This window comes from Micromonospora sp. WMMD737, from assembly GCF_049179055.1.
In the GTDB taxonomy this organism is placed as follows: Bacteria; Actinomycetota; Actinomycetes; order Mycobacteriales; family Micromonosporaceae; genus Micromonospora; species Micromonospora reichwaldensis.
The window spans coordinates 6,431,992-6,445,491 of the sequence record NZ_JBMHMH010000001.1; the positions used below are offsets into that span (position 1 = coordinate 6,431,992).

General features: G+C 73.4%; 17 protein-coding genes. 9 read left to right on the forward strand and 8 right to left on the reverse strand.

Annotation, left to right across the window (positions count from 1 at the left end; genetic code table 11):
* Window positions 1–35: 35 nt before the first annotated feature.
* On the reverse strand, window positions 36–797 hold the full coding sequence (locus ACN27A_RS28485; RefSeq protein WP_421457659.1) for an ABC transporter permease: 762 nt from the start codon (window positions 795–797) through the stop codon (window positions 36–38).
* A complete protein-coding gene (locus ACN27A_RS28490; protein WP_421457660.1) occupies window positions 797–1,741 on the reverse strand; it encodes an ABC transporter ATP-binding protein in 945 nt (314 codons plus the stop codon). The genes ACN27A_RS28485 and ACN27A_RS28490 overlap by 1 nt, the downstream gene beginning before the upstream one ends.
* 230 nt (window positions 1,742–1,971) lie before the next feature.
* Here ACN27A_RS28490 and ACN27A_RS28495 point away from each other — a divergent pair, with 230 nt between their 5' ends.
* The 6 genes from ACN27A_RS28495 to ACN27A_RS28520 all read left to right on the forward strand — a co-directional run bounded on the left by ACN27A_RS28495 (window position 1,972) and on the right by ACN27A_RS28520 (window position 7,342).
* Entirely contained in the window at window positions 1,972–2,202 is a 231-nt protein-coding gene (locus tag ACN27A_RS28495; RefSeq protein ID WP_421457661.1) for a hypothetical protein, read from the forward strand.
* Between the two features lies 1 nt (window position 2,203).
* Window positions 2,204–3,676 carry an amidase gene (locus ACN27A_RS28500; RefSeq protein WP_421457662.1) on the forward strand — a complete coding sequence of 491 codons (1,473 nt, stop codon included), beginning with the start codon at window positions 2,204–2,206 and terminating at the stop codon, window positions 3,674–3,676.
* A 111-nt stretch (window positions 3,677–3,787) separates the two neighbouring features.
* Complete coding sequence (locus ACN27A_RS28505; RefSeq protein WP_421457663.1) at window positions 3,788–4,720, forward strand: ATP-binding cassette domain-containing protein; 933 nt, start codon at window positions 3,788–3,790, stop codon at window positions 4,718–4,720.
* Window positions 4,721–4,728: 8 nt separating this feature from the next.
* Window positions 4,729–5,553, forward strand: coding sequence for an ABC transporter permease (locus tag ACN27A_RS28510; RefSeq protein WP_421457664.1), 825 nt, complete (start codon window positions 4,729–4,731; stop codon window positions 5,551–5,553).
* Entirely contained in the window at window positions 5,550–6,740 is a 1,191-nt protein-coding gene (locus ACN27A_RS28515; RefSeq protein ID WP_421457665.1) for a sensor histidine kinase, read from the forward strand. The genes ACN27A_RS28510 and ACN27A_RS28515 overlap by 4 nt, the downstream gene beginning before the upstream one ends.
* A complete protein-coding gene (locus ACN27A_RS28520; RefSeq protein WP_101411373.1) occupies window positions 6,737–7,342 on the forward strand; it encodes a response regulator transcription factor in 606 nt (201 codons plus the stop codon). Before ACN27A_RS28515 ends, ACN27A_RS28520 begins: the two co-directional genes overlap by 4 nt.
* A 9-nt stretch (window positions 7,343–7,351) precedes the next feature.
* Here ACN27A_RS28520 and ACN27A_RS28525 read toward each other — a convergent pair whose 3' ends face one another.
* Window positions 7,352–8,320 (reverse strand): peptidoglycan DD-metalloendopeptidase family protein, encoded by a 969-nt coding sequence (locus ACN27A_RS28525; protein WP_421457666.1) that lies wholly within the window; start codon window positions 8,318–8,320, stop codon window positions 7,352–7,354.
* Between the two features lie 205 nt (window positions 8,321–8,525).
* Here ACN27A_RS28525 and ACN27A_RS28530 point away from each other — a divergent pair, with 205 nt between their 5' ends.
* Window positions 8,526–9,251, forward strand: a complete 726-nt coding sequence (locus ACN27A_RS28530; protein WP_421457667.1) for a Clp protease N-terminal domain-containing protein — start codon at window positions 8,526–8,528, stop codon at window positions 9,249–9,251.
* Window positions 9,252–9,273: 22 nt separating this feature from the next.
* Here the strand turns inward: ACN27A_RS28530 and ACN27A_RS28535 are convergent, their stop codons facing one another.
* Window positions 9,274–9,792 (reverse strand): hypothetical protein, encoded by a 519-nt coding sequence (locus ACN27A_RS28535; RefSeq protein ID WP_421457668.1) that lies wholly within the window; start codon window positions 9,790–9,792, stop codon window positions 9,274–9,276.
* A 121-nt stretch (window positions 9,793–9,913) separates the two neighbouring features.
* Window positions 9,914–10,105: a DNA repair protein gene (locus ACN27A_RS28540; RefSeq protein WP_357578092.1), complete on the reverse strand. Its 192-nt coding sequence runs from the start codon at window positions 10,103–10,105 to the stop codon at window positions 9,914–9,916.
* Between the two features lie 336 nt (window positions 10,106–10,441).
* Here ACN27A_RS28540 and ACN27A_RS28545 point away from each other — a divergent pair, with 336 nt between their 5' ends.
* A complete protein-coding gene (locus ACN27A_RS28545) occupies window positions 10,442–11,104 on the forward strand; it encodes a GNAT family N-acetyltransferase (RefSeq protein WP_421458639.1) in 663 nt (220 codons plus the stop codon).
* A 202-nt stretch (window positions 11,105–11,306) separates the two neighbouring features.
* Here the strand turns inward: ACN27A_RS28545 and ACN27A_RS28550 are convergent, their stop codons facing one another.
* Genes ACN27A_RS28550 through ACN27A_RS28560 form a run of 3 tightly spaced genes read right to left on the reverse strand, consistent with a single transcriptional unit; the run spans window position 11,307 to window position 12,983 of the window.
* Window positions 11,307–12,005 carry a TetR/AcrR family transcriptional regulator gene (locus ACN27A_RS28550; RefSeq protein WP_132240842.1) on the reverse strand — a complete coding sequence of 233 codons (699 nt, stop codon included), beginning with the start codon at window positions 12,003–12,005 and terminating at the stop codon, window positions 11,307–11,309.
* Window positions 11,968–12,459 (reverse strand): thiol-disulfide oxidoreductase DCC family protein, encoded by a 492-nt coding sequence (locus ACN27A_RS28555; RefSeq protein ID WP_421457669.1) that lies wholly within the window; start codon window positions 12,457–12,459, stop codon window positions 11,968–11,970. Before ACN27A_RS28555 ends, ACN27A_RS28550 begins: the two co-directional genes overlap by 38 nt.
* On the reverse strand, window positions 12,456–12,983 hold the full coding sequence (locus tag ACN27A_RS28560) for a hypothetical protein (RefSeq protein ID WP_421457670.1): 528 nt from the start codon (window positions 12,981–12,983) through the stop codon (window positions 12,456–12,458). Before ACN27A_RS28560 ends, ACN27A_RS28555 begins: the two co-directional genes overlap by 4 nt.
* A gap of 165 nt (window positions 12,984–13,148) precedes the next feature.
* Between ACN27A_RS28560 and ACN27A_RS28565 the strand changes: the two genes are divergently transcribed.
* Window positions 13,149–13,499, forward strand: a complete 351-nt coding sequence (locus ACN27A_RS28565; protein ID WP_421457671.1) for an STAS domain-containing protein — start codon at window positions 13,149–13,151, stop codon at window positions 13,497–13,499.
* Window position 13,500: the final 1 nt, after the last annotated feature.

Sequence of the window (13,500 nt, forward strand, 5' to 3'; positions counted from 1 at the left end):
CAGGGGTGCGGCCCGGCGCTCCCGGTCGCGGGCGCTCAGACGCGGGCGCTGTCCTTCAGGTACCGCAGGATCACGGCGCCGCCGAGCACGACGGTCCAGCCCGCGAGCACCACGGCGGCGAGCCCGAGCCGGGCGGTGTCCTCGAACGGGCCGTGCCCGATCTCGGCCAGCCAGTGGCTCGGCATGATCGCGGACGCCGTCTGCATCCAGTCGGGGAACGCGACCGACGGGATCAGCGCGCCGCCGAGCACGCCGAGCAGCATGTGCGAGACGGAGGTGAGGACCTGCACGCTCTCGGCCGTGGCGACCTGGCCGATGAAGACGCCCAGCAGCGCGAACGGCAGCGTGCCGAGCCACACCCCGAGCACCAGTTGGAGCCAGCCGCCCACCGGCAGCCGGACGCCCTGCAACAGCGCGCCGGTGAGCGCCACCGCCGTGATCGCCGGCAGCGCCACCACCATCGCCGCGGCCAGCTTCGCCGCCAGGTAGGAGGTCGGGGACAGGGGGGTGATGCGCAGTTGGCGCTGCCATCCGGTGGACCGCTCGATCGCCACCCGCGTGCCGACGTTCAGCGCGACGAAGATCGCCCCGAAGGCGGCGAGACTGCCGAGCAGGTGCTCGCTGAAGTTGATGCCGGCGCCTCCGCCGGCCCCACCGCGGAACATGTTGGCCTGCATCATGTCGAACAGGTTGGCCTGCATCAGGTAGAGCAGCGTCGGGAACAGGAACGCGGCGATCCAGAACTTGCGGGCCCGGATCACCCGCTTCACTTCGAGCTTGAGGAAGCTGGCGCTCATCAGGCGGCCCCGCCCTTCGTCGCGGTGAGGGCCAGGAACGCCTGTTCCAGGCCGAGGGCGCCGATCTCGACGTCGTAGGCCTGGGGGAAGCGGGCGAACAACTCGCGGGCGGTGGCGTCGGAGTCGGAACTGACGATCTCGACACGCTGGCCACGGGCCTCGGCGGTCATCACGCCGGGCAGCAGGCGCAGCTGCTCGACCGTCGCGTCCGGGACGGTGGCCGCCAGCGAGCGCCCCGCCACCACGGAGCGGATCTCCGTGACCGTGCCGTCGGCGATGATCTTCCCGGCCTGGACGAGCACCACCCGGTCGGCGAACTCCTCGGCCTCCTCCATGTAGTGGGAGGCGAACACCACGGTGCGCCCGGAGTCGGTGAACTCCCGCATGGCGGCCCAGAACACGTGGCGGGACTCGACGTCCATCGCCACCGTCGGCTCGTCCAGCACCAGCAGCTTCGGGTCGGACACGAGGGTCATGGCCAGCCGCAGCCGCTGGCGCTGACCGCCGGAGAGCCGGCTGCGGCGGTCGGCGACGTCGGTGAGGTCGGTGCGGCGCAGCACCTCGGCGATCGGCAGCGGGGCGGTGTGCAGCGACGCCACCATCGTGAGCAGCTCGCGGATCGACACGTCGTCGAGCAGCGCGCCGTCCTGGAGCGTCGCCCCGATGACGCCCCGGGTGATGGCCTCCCGGGGGGTGTGCCCGAAGACCCGGATCTCGCCACGGTCGGGGCGGGTGAGCCCCAGGATCATGTCGACGAGCGTGGACTTGCCTGCGCCGTTGGGCCCGAGCAACGCGACCACCTCGCCGGGAGCGATCCGCAGGTCGATGCCGTTGACGGCGCGCACGTCGCCGTAGCTCTTGTGCACGTCCGCCACGTCGATCGCCTGTGGGTCCACCGCACCGAGCGTGGGTGTGGCCACGAGGTTCGCGATTGCGTTGCTCATTGATTTCCCCATTTAGATCGGTGCGGGTATGCGAATAGTATTTAGCAGCGCTAGGGAGCGGGGAGCCAGGAATTCCGGGGCCGCCGCCGCGAGAATTGGCGTCCGAGGCGCCTTATTCCGGGGTGGTGAGGGGTGACCGTAGGGGTTACCCCGCGATGGCCGTACCCGCCATCGTCGGACCTGTCGTGGTCCTGGGCTGCGCATTCGGTGGCCCGTGCGGGGAGGTGTTCGTGGCACGTCAGAGGCGGAACGGTGACGGTCATTCGTCGACCGTCGACGCGGGAACGGATGTCATGGGTCGTGACGACGCCACGGCCGAGTTGTTCGCCTTTCCACACACCGACTTCTTTCGGGAAACCGTGCCGGGCACCGAACGGGAATTGCCCGGTAACCGGCCCGTCAATTCCGCCGCCCCGCGAACCGTCGCGACCGGCCGGCCCGGTCACCGGGTGGTGAGCTGACATGGACCGCCTCGCCGCCGCAGCCGAGCGGGCCGACCGGCTCGGGCCGATGCTCGGCACCTTCCTGCACCGCTTCCCGGCCGACGACCCCGGCACGGACGGGCCGCTGCGCGGCACGCTGATCGGCGTCAAGGACGTCGTCGCCGTCGCCGGCGCGCCGAGCACCTGCCAGAGCGTCGTGCACGACGCGGCCTGGTGGACCGACCGCGACGCGACCGTGGTGGCACGGCTGCGCGCGGCGGGCGCGGTGATCGTGGGCAAGACCACGATGGCGGAGCACGCGCTGTCCCGGCCGGACCCGGACGCGTCCTTCCCGGTGCCACGTAACCCGTGGGACCCCCACCGGTGGACCGGCGGGTCGAGCTGCGGCAGCGCCAACGGCATCCCCGCCGGGTTCTTCGACGCGGGTGTCGGCACCGACAGCAACGGCAGCATCCGGATCCCGGCCGCGCTGTGCGGCGTGACCGGGCTGAAGCCGACGCAGGGCCTCCTGCCGGCGGCGGGCGTCCGCCCGCTGGCGCGGTCGGTCGAGACGGCGGGTCCGCTGGCCCGTACGGCCCGGGAGTGCGCGCGGCTGCTCGCCGTGATGGCGGACCGGCCCGCGGAGCTGTCCCGGCCGGCGCTCGCCGACCTCGCGGGCGTCCGCGTCGGCGTCCCGGGCGACCTCGTGCGGTACGCCGCCGCGCTGACCGACGACACCGCCGCCGCCTTCGACGCCGCGCTCGACGAGCTGCGCGCCGCCGGGGCGGAGGTCGTCGACGTGCCCCTCGACGAGGCGTTCCCGCTCTTCGCCGCGCAGCTCGTGACGATGCTGGTGGAGGCGTTCGAGGTGCACGGGGCGCAGTTCCGGGCGCGTTGGAACGACTACGGCCGGCCGTTCCGGTGGAACGTCGCGCTCGGCGGCGTGCTCCCGGCGGAGACGTACCTGCGGGCCCAGCGGGTGCGTGGGTGGGGCGCCGAGGCCCTGCGGGCGCGGTTGCGGGACGTCGACGTCATCGCCACGCCCGCCTGGCCGTCCGCCGCCCCCCGCTACGACGACCAGGCCAGCCTCCAGACGATCTCCTTCCTGCCCAGCATCTGGAGCGCGGTCGGCTTCCCCGCGCTGGCGCTGCCGATGGGGGCCGACGGCGACGGGTTGCCGCTGTCGCTGCAACTGGCCGCCGCTCCCGGCCGCGACTTCGAGCTGGCCGCCGTCGCCGACGTCTACCAGCGGCGTACGGGTTGGCACGAGCGCGAGCCGAAGCTGGAGGTCGTGACGGACCTCGCGGCGGTCTGCGCCCCGGAGGCGCCCGCCGACGGTGTCGACCCCGTCCGGCGGGAGCGGCTGGCCCAGGCGTTCGGCGAGCTGGGCGTCCCGCTGGGGGAGGGGGACCTCGACCAGGTGACCATGACGTGGTCGAAGGTCCAGGCTCTCGCGGGGGTGCTGCCGGAACTCCCGGTGGACGTGCCGCCGTTCGTCGCCACCACCGGGTGAGCCGCCGGGGGCGGGCGTGGCGGACGCACGGGTGAGGCATGCGTACGACACGGTAGGAACGTGACGCGGCGGGGGTTGGTTCTGTCGCCGGTCGACGGCAGCCTGTGAAGCATGGATGACGTCGTGATCGAAGTGGACGGGCTGCGCCGCAGTTACGGGGAGTTCGAGGCGGTGCGGGGGATCTCGCTGCGGATCCAACGGGGCGAGCTGTTCGCCCTGCTGGGCACCAACGGTGCCGGCAAGACCACCACCATCGAGGTCCTGGAGGGACTGCAACCGGCCACCTCCGGCCGGGTCCGGGTGCTCGGGCTGGATCCGGTGCGGGACCGGGCCGCGCTGCGTCCCCGCACGGGGGTGATGCTCCAGCACGGCGGGTTCACCGGTGCGCTGACCGTCCGGGAGACGGTGGAGATCTGGCGCTCCCTCACCGTCCGCCCGCAGACCACCGCGGAGGTGCTGGACCTGGTCGACCTCGGCGGCCGGATGAACGTGGCGGTCGAGCAGCTCTCCGGCGGTGAGGGCCGGCGGCTGGAGCTGGCGCTGGCCGTGCTCGGCCGGCCGGAGGTGCTCTTCCTCGACGAGCCGACCACCGGCATGGACCCGGCCTCCCGGCGCCGCACCTGGGACGTCGTCCGGGAACTCCAGAAGGGTGGGACCACCGTCCTGCTCACCACGCACTACCTGGAGGAGGCGGAGGTCCTCGCCGACCGGGTGGCCATCATGCGGGGCGGGAGCATCGTCGCCACGGGCGCCCCGGAGGACGTCGTACGCACCCTGCCCGCCCGGATCAGCTTCCGGCTGCCGGCGACGGACGCCCTTCCCGACCTGCCGCACGCCGCCCGCATGGTCGACGGCGACCGGGTCACGTACGAGTCCCGCCACCTCCAGACCGACCTCACCCGGCTGCTCGAATGGGCCAACGCGGGCGACGTCCGGCTGGCGTCCCTGTCGGCCCGACCGGCCACCCTGGAGGATGTCTTCCTGGACATCGCCGCCGACCACGACCAGACCGACCAGCACGCGGAACCGGAGGCCGCCCGATGAGCGGGACGATGACGACGCAGAGCCCCACCACCACCGCCACCCCGCGCGACCGGGCGACCAGGCCGCTCTGGCAGATGGCCGCGATGCTCAAGATGGAGCTGCTGGCGCTGCGTCGCAACTGGACGGCCACCGCCATGTCCGTGGTGACCCCGCTGATGATCGCCATCCTGCTCGTCAGCGAGTACGGCGGCCAGACGGTGCCCGGCGTGCGTCGGGTCGTCAGCATCACCACCCTGATCATGGTCTTCCTGGTGCACCACCACCTGACCACCGTGTACGCGTCGCGCCGCCAGGAACTGGTGCTCAAGCGGCTGCGGGCGGGGCTCGCCTCGGACCGCACCATCCTGCTCGGCACGGCCAGCAGCACCGTGGCGATCTTCCTCGCCCAGTTCGTCGTGCTGGCCGGCTACGCCATGCTGGCGCTCGACCTGCCGATGCCGAAGAACCCGCTGGTCATGGCGGTGGCGCTGCTGATCGGGTCCGCGATCCTGGCGGCCTTCTCGGCGGCGCTCTCCGCGATCACCCGCAGCTCCGAGGCGGCCATGCTGACCACCCTGCCGAGCCTGGTGATCTTCCTGGCCACGCCGGGTGCGCTGCTGCCGCTCGGCGCGCTGCCGGAGTCGTTGGAACGGATCCTCTGGTTCCTGCCCATGGGGCCGTTCACCGAGATCATGCGCGTCGGCTGGCTCGCCCGCACCGACGAGGGCCAGGCCCTGAGCTTCGTCGGGACGCTTGTCGAGACGCTGCCCTCCTTCGGGGTGCTGCTGGTCTGGCTGGCGGTGTCGCTGTTCACGGCCGTCCGGTACTTCCGCTGGGAGCCCCGGCACGGATGATCGAGGTCATCGCGCCACCTGGCAACGGGAGCGTGAGCATGGAGCGGGCGCAGGTCGAGCGTGACGTCGGCCTGCGCCGCGCCCGTGCCGTCACGTTGAGCACCGTCGGCAGCGGCGTCCTGGGCACGCTGCTGCTGGCCGCCGTCGGACTGTCGCGGGAGGAGGATCCCCGCTGGGCGGCGGCCGGGGCGGTGGGCGTCGTCCTGTTCGTCGCCGCGCAGAGCGGAGCGCTGTACGGGGCGATCACCCCGTGGCTGGCCGAGTCGACGCGGCGCCGTCTGCTCGCCGTGTTCGTCTGCGCCGCCGTGCTCTCCGTACCGCTGGTCGGGCCCGTGGGCGGGCCGGAGTGGGCGACCTGGGGATTCCTGGGGGCGTCGGTCATCGGCTCGGTGTCCCTGCTGCGGCAGTGGTGGGCCGCCGGCCCGGCGGTGCTGCTGTCGGTGGCGACGGCCGCCGGGGTGGCGGCCTGGAACGGGGCCCCGGTCCGCGGTCAGGTCACCATCGTGCTGGTCGCCGGCCTCTCCATGGCCGCGTGGAACGCCCTCCAGCTCTGGCTGTGGGGGCTGCTCGTCCAGGCGCAGCGGGGACGGGCCGCCCAGGGGCGGCTCGCCGCCACCGAGGAGCGGCTGCGCTTCGCCCGCGACGTGCACGACCTGCTCGGGCACAGCCTCTCGGTCATCGCGCTCAAGGCCGAGCTGGCGTCCCGGCTGGCGGCGACGGACGCCGGGCGCGCCAGCCGGGAGGCCGCCGAGGTGCAGCGGCTGGCCGCGTCGGCGCTGGTCGAGCTGCGCGAGGTGGTGCACGGGTACCGTGCGGTGGACCTCGGGGACCAGATCGCCGCGGTGGAGCAGGTGCTGCGTTCCTCCGGCATCCGCTGCGCGGTCGCGCTGCCGCCGGACGACGTACCGTCGGAGATCGCCCGGCAGCTCGTCGCGGTGCTGCGGGAGGCCAGCACCAACGTGTTGCGGCACAGCCGGGCCACCTGGTGCACCATCGAGATCGGCCAGGACGAGGACGAGGTACGGATGACCATGACGAACGACGGCGCCGAGGGGGCGTCGCCGGACCGGCACAGCTTCGGGCTGCGCGGGCTGGCCGAGCGGCTGGCCGAGGCCGGGGGGACCCTGCGCCACCGGATCGACGACGGGGTGTTCCGCCTCGACGTGACGGTACGGACCCGCCCGTGATCAGGGTGCTGCTCGCCGACGACGAGGACCTGATCCGCGCGGCGCTGGCCGCCCTGCTCGGTCTCGAGTCCGACCTGGAGGTGGTGACCGAGGCGCCGGACGGGCGGGCCGCCGTCACCGCCGCGCTCGCCCATCGGCCGGACGTCGCCGTCGTGGACCTCCAGATGCCGGCCCTGGACGGGCTGGAGGTGACCGCCGAGCTGGCGCGCGTCCTGCCCGCCTGCAAGGTGGTGATCCTGACCGGGCACGGCCGGCCGCCGCACCTGCAACGCGCGCTGGCGGCCGGGGCCAAGGGGTTCCTGCCCAAGGGCGCGCCGGGCGGGACGCTCGCCGACGTCATCCGCCGCGTGCACGCCGGCGGCCGGTACGTCGACCCGGCGCTGGCCGCCGACGCGCTCACCGCGCCCGAGTGCCCGCTCACGCCCCGCGAGCTGGACGTGCTGCGGCTGGCCGAGTACGACACGCCGGTGGCGGAGGTGGCCCGGCGTACCCACCTGTCGGCGGGCACGGTCCGCAACCACCTCTCCGCGGCGGTCAGCAAGCTCGGGGTGGCCAACCGGGCGGAGGCGTTCCGCACCGCCCGGGACAACGGCTGGCTCTGACGGGCCCGCTCAGATGAGCACGCTCCAGGTCACCGGGCCGACGAGGCCGTCGACGACGAGGCCGTTGCGGCTCTGGAAGTTGCGTACCGCGCTGGTGGTGACCGCACCGAAGCCGCCGTCGACGAGGAGGCTCGCCCCCCGGGCGTTGAGCGCGGTCTGCAGGCCGCGCACCAGGTCTCCGGAGTTGCCCTCCCGCAGGGGCAGCACGAGCGCGGTCCAGGTGATCGGGCCGACCATGCCGTCGGCGTAGAGGCCCCGGCCGCTCTGGAACGACCTGACCGAGGCGGCGCAGCCCGGCCCGTAGACCCCGTCCACCACGACGGAGACGCCGCGCGCCCGCACCAGGTACTGGATCACCCGGGGCACCCAGCCCGAGGCGCCCTGGCCGACGCTCGGGTAGCCGGTGCTGCCCACCGGGGCCGTGGAGCCGAGGGTGATGCCCCGGTTGGCCAGGAAGACCCGGGGGTCCATCGAGGTCAGCCGGGGGTTGTGGATCTCGAAGTGCAGGTGCGGGCCGGTCGAGTTGCCGGTGGTGCCCATCAGGCCGACCAACTGGCCGCAGCTGACCTGCTGGCCGGCGTTGACCAGCACCCGGTACAGGTGGCCGTAGTAGGAGAAGTAGCCGTCGGCGTGGTTGATGTGGACGCTGTTGCCGGTGCGACCGGCCAGCGGGCCGCTCGCCGTGTCACCCGGGTACGAGTTGGTCTTGATGTCCCGGACGGTCCCGGCAGCCGTGGCGTAGACCGGGGTGCCCTGGCTGTTGGCCACGTCCCAGCCGGTGTGCGTCGGCCGGCTGGGGGTCTTGTAGCCGGAGGTCAGCGTGCCGCGCGTCGGGTTGCTCCAGCCGGCGACGGCGGCCAGCGCGGGGCTGGGCAGGCCGACGACCCCGATCCCCACGCCGACGCCGAGCGCCGTGAGGAGGGTGCGGCGTCGGGCCGGTAGGCGGCTCAGGCCGGCTGTCTCCGGTGCGTCACACATGTTGCCTCCGATGCTCGCCCCGAAGGGGCGGTTGGACGATGGAGACCGGATCGTAAATCTTCTATATCGCCGGGAGCAATGGTGAAACTTTCCTACGATCCGTCACGCACCGTCATCCGATGGGGTCGCGGGCTCGGGGTGCGCCACGGTCGATCATCGTCAACTTAGGGTTGACGATCAGGAGGCGTCAACCTATGGTTGACGCATGACGGAACCCACCCAGATGAACAACCCGGTACGCCTGGACGACCTGATCCGGGCGATCAAGAAGGCGCACCCCGATGCGCTCGACCAGCTCACCGACGCGGTCATCGCGGCCGACCATCTCGGCGAGATCGCCGACCACCTGATCGGCCACTTCGTCGACCAGGCCCGCCGCTCGGGCGCGTCCTGGACCGACATCGGCCGCAGCATGGGCGTCAGCAAGCAGGCGGCACAGAAGCGCTTCGTGCCGAAGGCTGACGACCCGCCGCTCGACCCGCAGCAGGGCTTCGCCCGGTTCACCCCCCGCGCCCGCAACGTGGTGATGGCATCGCAGAACGAGGCCCGGGCCACCGGGCACGCCGAGATCCGCCCCGAGCACCTGGTGCTGGGGCTGCTCAGCGAGCCCGAGGCGCTGGCCGCGAAGGCGATCGTCGCCGGGGGTGTGCCGCTGGAGCGGGTGCGCGAGGCCGCGACCGCCGCGCTGCCGCCACCGGCGGCCGAGGTGCCCGACCTGATCCCGTACGACGCCCAGGGCAAGAAGGCGCTGGAGCTGACCTTCCGGGAAGCCCTGCGGCTGGGGCACAACTACATCGGCACCGAGCACATCCTGCTCGCCCTGCTGGAGCACGAGAACGGCACCGGTGTGCTCAGCGAACTCGGCGTCACCAAGGCCGCCGTCGAGGAGTGGGTGGCGGCGGCCCTGCGGGCGATCCAGGTGCGGGACTGACTGCGGCGGTCGGGGCCGACCGTCAGGAGGCGCCGGGGAAGCCGTAGCGGGCGGCGTGCTCGGGGTCCGTCGGGTCGACCTGACGGATCCCGGCGTCGGCGAGCCGCTTGTTGACCTCGTCGAGCCGCTCGCGCACCAACCGGGCCTCCTCCTCGGTGACCCGGCCCCGGTGCGGCCTGCCGGCGTGCTCGATCGTGCCGTAGTCGACCCGTTCCGCGCCCTTGCGGGCCTTCGGCGGACGGACCCGCTCGGCCGTCTTCAGCAGCTGCGCCATCGGCACGTCGGTCGCCATCGCGTCGAACTCGCTCGCGGTGAGCACCACCCGGCGCGGCTCGCCGTCGCCGTGCCGGTCGTGGATCTCGACCACCGCGACGTCCAGCGCGGCGTCGTCGATGCCCTCCACCTCGACCGGGGTGGCGTCCAACCGCACGGGCCCCGCGACCAGGTCAGGGTGTTCCAGGACGACGACGCGGACCACCTCGTCGTCGGGCTGGATGACCGTGCCGCTGAAGTCGGAGACGTGGATCGTCTTCTTGCCCATGCGCGGAGCTTCTCCTGTCGTTGGCCGGGATGCCGGACCAGAAGAAATTACCCGACAGGTGTGCGAAAGCCGCCGGTGGACCGTCCGGGTGTGTCGCGCAGCCCCCCGCCGCGCGGGACGGTCAGCGGGTGTTCAGTCCGCCGGGCGAGGCGGCGCCGGCGGGCTGCTTGTCCACCTCGCTCCACGGCAGCGCCTCGGCCCCGGCGCGGTGACCCCGGTACGCCGACTGGGCCGGGAACCGCCCGGCGGCCTCGCTGGCCCGCCAGAGTCGCTCGGGGGCCTGGTGGTACCGGTCGTTCGGCTGATTCGGCATGACCATACCGTCCCAAACAAAGTTGTCCATGTATGAAAATGAATATGACGGACGGTCGATGCGTCTGGTTCCCGTGATCGGCCACCGTCCCACGAACCCGCGGTCATCGACGTACCTGTACGTCTACCCGCCCGCCGCGCCGCCCAACCCTCGACGCCGGCCCGCGTGCCACGGCGCCGGGCCCGCCGGGTCACGGGACGCCGGGCGGCCCGCCCCGTGACTAATTCGGTGACGCGGAGCCACCGCGCCCGCGTACGGTGATCGTCGGCGAGGCGGGCCGGGCGTCGGCGGCCCGGACGCCGAATGACCACGACGGCCGCGGGGAGGTGGGCGGCGATGCTCGACCGGCGGCTGCACCTGCACCTGGCGAGCTGGCTCGGCCAGTGGCCGGCGGGGCCCGGGCTGCACGTGGTCGGCTCGCACCGACGGGCCCGACCGGCCTGGGACGGCCGGCTCCGGCCCGCCGTCGCGGTGACCGCCGGCGCGAGCACCGTGCTCTCCGTGGCTCCCGACCGGGTCGCGGCGGTCCGCGAGCTGGCCCGGCTGCCGGGCGGGCCGCCGCTTCCGGCGCTGCCCGCCGCGGTCGGACGACCCGCCTGGGCGGTGCACGACGACGTGTTCCGGTGGAGCGTGGCGCCGGCCCCGCTACGGGACGTGGGGGCGTGGACACCTCCGGGCGCCGCCGGGCTGCCGTCCTGGCTGCGCCTGTTCGACCGGCCGGTGCTGGTGGTGCGCGACGCCCGGGGGCGCTACCTGGCCGGCGTCGGGATCAAGCGGCACGACGCGTACGGCCACGAACTTGCCGTCGGCACCGTGCCGGCGGCCCGGGGGCGGGGGCTTGCCCGGCGGCTGGTGGCCCAGGCGGCGCGCCGGGTGCTCGACGAGGGGGCCGTCCCGACGTACCTGCACGATCCCGCCAACACCGCCTCCGCGCGGGTGGCGACCGCCGCCGGCTTCCCCGAGCGGGGCTGGCGCTCGTTCGGCGTCTACCCGCCCTGAGCGTGCCCCCTCGCGGTGGGGCGCGGACCGTGGATCCCGGGCCGGATCCACGGTCCGCAGTCTCCCCCAGGGTCCCGCGGGTGACGTGCGCACCGATCACGCTACGTAACTGTGGGAGTGAAGGCAAGATGCCATAGGTGCGATCCGGGTGTCGAATAGCGGACTTGACCTGCGACTATTCAGGGGATGGCGTCGTGAGGGGTCAGTGACGCAGCGTACGAATGAGGTCGAGCACCTGCCGGGTCACCGGGCGTAGCACGCGCAACCGGGACAGTCCCACCAGCCGGTCGACCAACGGCACCGCGCCGTCGATCAGCTGCCGGGTGCGGGTCTGGCCGGGCGAGCGGTCGTAGACCCAGTAGAGCACCACCCCCATGTAGCCCAACCAGAGCAGCTCCGGCAGGTGTGGGCGCAACTCCGGGTCGACCCGGGCGGTGGAGCCCTCCAGCGCCTCGGCGAAGAGACCGATAGCCGCCTCGCGCGGGCCGGACGACTCCGCCGAGAACGGGCTCAGCGGGGAGGTCGGCTCCGCCGCCGTCTTGAAGAAGCTGGCGGCGAAGGAGTGCGACGGGGTGAGCACGTCGATCCCGGCGTGCATGACCCCGGCCAGCCGGGCGGCGAGGTCGGGTTCCCGGGCGAGCACCGGCCCGGCCGCCGCCCGGTGCTCCACCTGGGAACGGGCGTAGAACTCCTGGATCAGGTGTTCCTTGGAGCCGAAGTAGTAGTAGGCGTTGCCCACCGCCACTCCGGCCTCCTGGGCGATGGCGCGCATGGTGGTCCGGGCGTACCCGCGCTCGCGGAACAGCCGCATCGCGGTGTCCAGGATGAGCTGCCGGGTCTGCTCGCCGCGCGCGGTCGCCGGCTCACCCGCAGCGGTCGTCGGCGCAGTCTGCTCGGTCATCGGGGTCACCGTATCCCGCCAGGTCGTCGCCCGGCTCCGCCCACGGGTCGCGAACGCGTTCGCGGACCGAGGCGGCGGCGGCGACCAGCCGCCGGGCCAGGGGGAGCAAGTACGGTCGGGCCAGCCGCTCGGCGGCGCCCCGGTGGTCGGCCAGGGCCCAGAGGCAGGCGAACCAGGCGCCGTCCCCCGCGTACACCTCGCCGGTGTCCGCGACCACGGTCAGGTCGCGCAGCGTGGCGTCGTGGTCCAGGCCGGGGAAGCGCCGCCGGGCCTCGGCCGAGCCGGCCGGCACGAACTCCAGGGGTACGAGCTGGGCGCGGGACGCCAGCCAGCGCCGGGCGGACCGGCACAGTGGGCAGTGCGCGTCGTAGAGGACGGTGAACCCCCGGACGCCACCGCCCCCGTGCGCGGTGGCGTCCGGGAGTCCGCCCGACCCGACGGGCCCGGCGGTCATCGGACGGGCGGGCTGCCGGCCGGCCCGGTCTCCGCCCCCGGGCCGGCGGGGTGCGGGGCGGCAGGGTGAGCACCAGCGGGGTGAGCACCAGCGGGGTGCGGCCCGGCGGGGTGCGGGCCGCGGGGTGCGGGCGGCATCGGGAGCCGGCCGACCGGGGCGAGCGGCGGATGGGTGGCGAACTGGCGCAGCCGGCCACGGCGGTACCGGCCGAGCGCGAAGACGTTGAAGAAGTGCAGCGCGCCGAGGACCAGCAGCACCAGGCCGATCTTGAGGGACAGCTCCTCCATGGCCTGGGCGGTGGACCCGACCGGGTCGGGGTGCTTCATGGCCACCGTGACGTAGCCGAGGTTGAGCAGGTAGAAGCCGACGACGAGCAGGCTGTTGACGGCCTTGGCCAGCCGTTCGTCGGCGAAGACCTCTTCCAGGAAGACCAGTCCGTTGCGCGACAGCGCCCGGGCCACCCAGACGGTCAACCCGATGCTGACCGCCAGGTAGACCAGGTACATCCAGACCTTCGTATCCATCGCCGACGCCCCTCTTGAACGTGTTCAAATGTTGTCGCCTCAGCGTAGGCGACTTCTTGAACGCGTTCAAGTCGTCCTCGTGGCCGTCGGCGTGGTCCGGTCGGGCGGGGGTCGGTATGGTCGAGTCGCGCCGGAGCCGGCGCGACCTTCGACGGTGAGGCGGCCATGGACCCGGGTGAGCGGAACGCGGAGCCGGGCCAGGTGGTCCTGCGCCCGGCCGGTGAGATCGACATGGCCACCGCCGGCGAGTTCGAGGCGACGCTCACCGAGGCGCTGCGCCGACCCGGCGTCCGGGAGGTCGTCGTCGACCTCGCCGACCTGCGGTTCCTGGACTCCAGCGGCGTACGCGTCCTGGTGCACGGCGTCTCCGTGGGCCGCGAGCGCGACGTGACGATGCGGGTGACCGGCCCGCAGCCGGGCGTGGCGCGGGTCCTTCGGATCACCGGGGTCGGCACCCTGCTCGGGCTCGCCGACGCCGAGGCGCCCGTCGCGCGGGGATGGCGCGGGCTGGACTGAC

Bases quoted from the DNA above. Each gene is read 5' to 3' on its own strand.
- ACN27A_RS28525 (WP_421457666.1), bottom strand. From the start codon at position 8,320: ATGTGTGACGCACCGGAGACAGCCGGCCTGAGCCGCCTACCGGCCCGA.
- ACN27A_RS28550 (WP_132240842.1), bottom strand. From the start codon at position 12,005: ATGACCGAGCAGACTGCGCCGACGACCGCTGCGGGTGAGCCGGCGACC.
- ACN27A_RS28540 (WP_357578092.1), bottom strand. From the start codon at position 10,105: ATGCCGAATCAGCCGAACGACCGGTACCACCAGGCCCCCGAGCGACTC.
- ACN27A_RS28510 (WP_421457664.1), top strand. From the start codon at position 4,729: ATGACGACGCAGAGCCCCACCACCACCGCCACCCCGCGCGACCGGGCG.
- ACN27A_RS28490 (WP_421457660.1), bottom strand. From the start codon at position 1,741: ATGAGCAACGCAATCGCGAACCTCGTGGCCACACCCACGCTCGGTGCG.
- ACN27A_RS28535 (WP_421457668.1), bottom strand. From the start codon at position 9,792: ATGGGCAAGAAGACGATCCACGTCTCCGACTTCAGCGGCACGGTCATC.
- ACN27A_RS28485 (WP_421457659.1), bottom strand. From the start codon at position 797: ATGAGCGCCAGCTTCCTCAAGCTCGAAGTGAAGCGGGTGATCCGGGCC.
- ACN27A_RS28565 (WP_421457671.1), top strand. From the start codon at position 13,149: ATGGACCCGGGTGAGCGGAACGCGGAGCCGGGCCAGGTGGTCCTGCGC.
- ACN27A_RS28505 (WP_421457663.1), top strand. From the start codon at position 3,788: ATGGATGACGTCGTGATCGAAGTGGACGGGCTGCGCCGCAGTTACGGG.
- ACN27A_RS28500 (WP_421457662.1), top strand. From the start codon at position 2,204: ATGGACCGCCTCGCCGCCGCAGCCGAGCGGGCCGACCGGCTCGGGCCG.
- ACN27A_RS28515 (WP_421457665.1), top strand. From the start codon at position 5,550: ATGATCGAGGTCATCGCGCCACCTGGCAACGGGAGCGTGAGCATGGAG.
- ACN27A_RS28560 (WP_421457670.1), bottom strand. From the start codon at position 12,983: ATGGATACGAAGGTCTGGATGTACCTGGTCTACCTGGCGGTCAGCATC.
- ACN27A_RS28555 (WP_421457669.1), bottom strand. From the start codon at position 12,459: ATGACCGCCGGGCCCGTCGGGTCGGGCGGACTCCCGGACGCCACCGCG.
- ACN27A_RS28545 (WP_421458639.1), top strand. From the start codon at position 10,442: ATGCTCGACCGGCGGCTGCACCTGCACCTGGCGAGCTGGCTCGGCCAG.
- ACN27A_RS28530 (WP_421457667.1), top strand. From the start codon at position 8,526: ATGACGGAACCCACCCAGATGAACAACCCGGTACGCCTGGACGACCTG.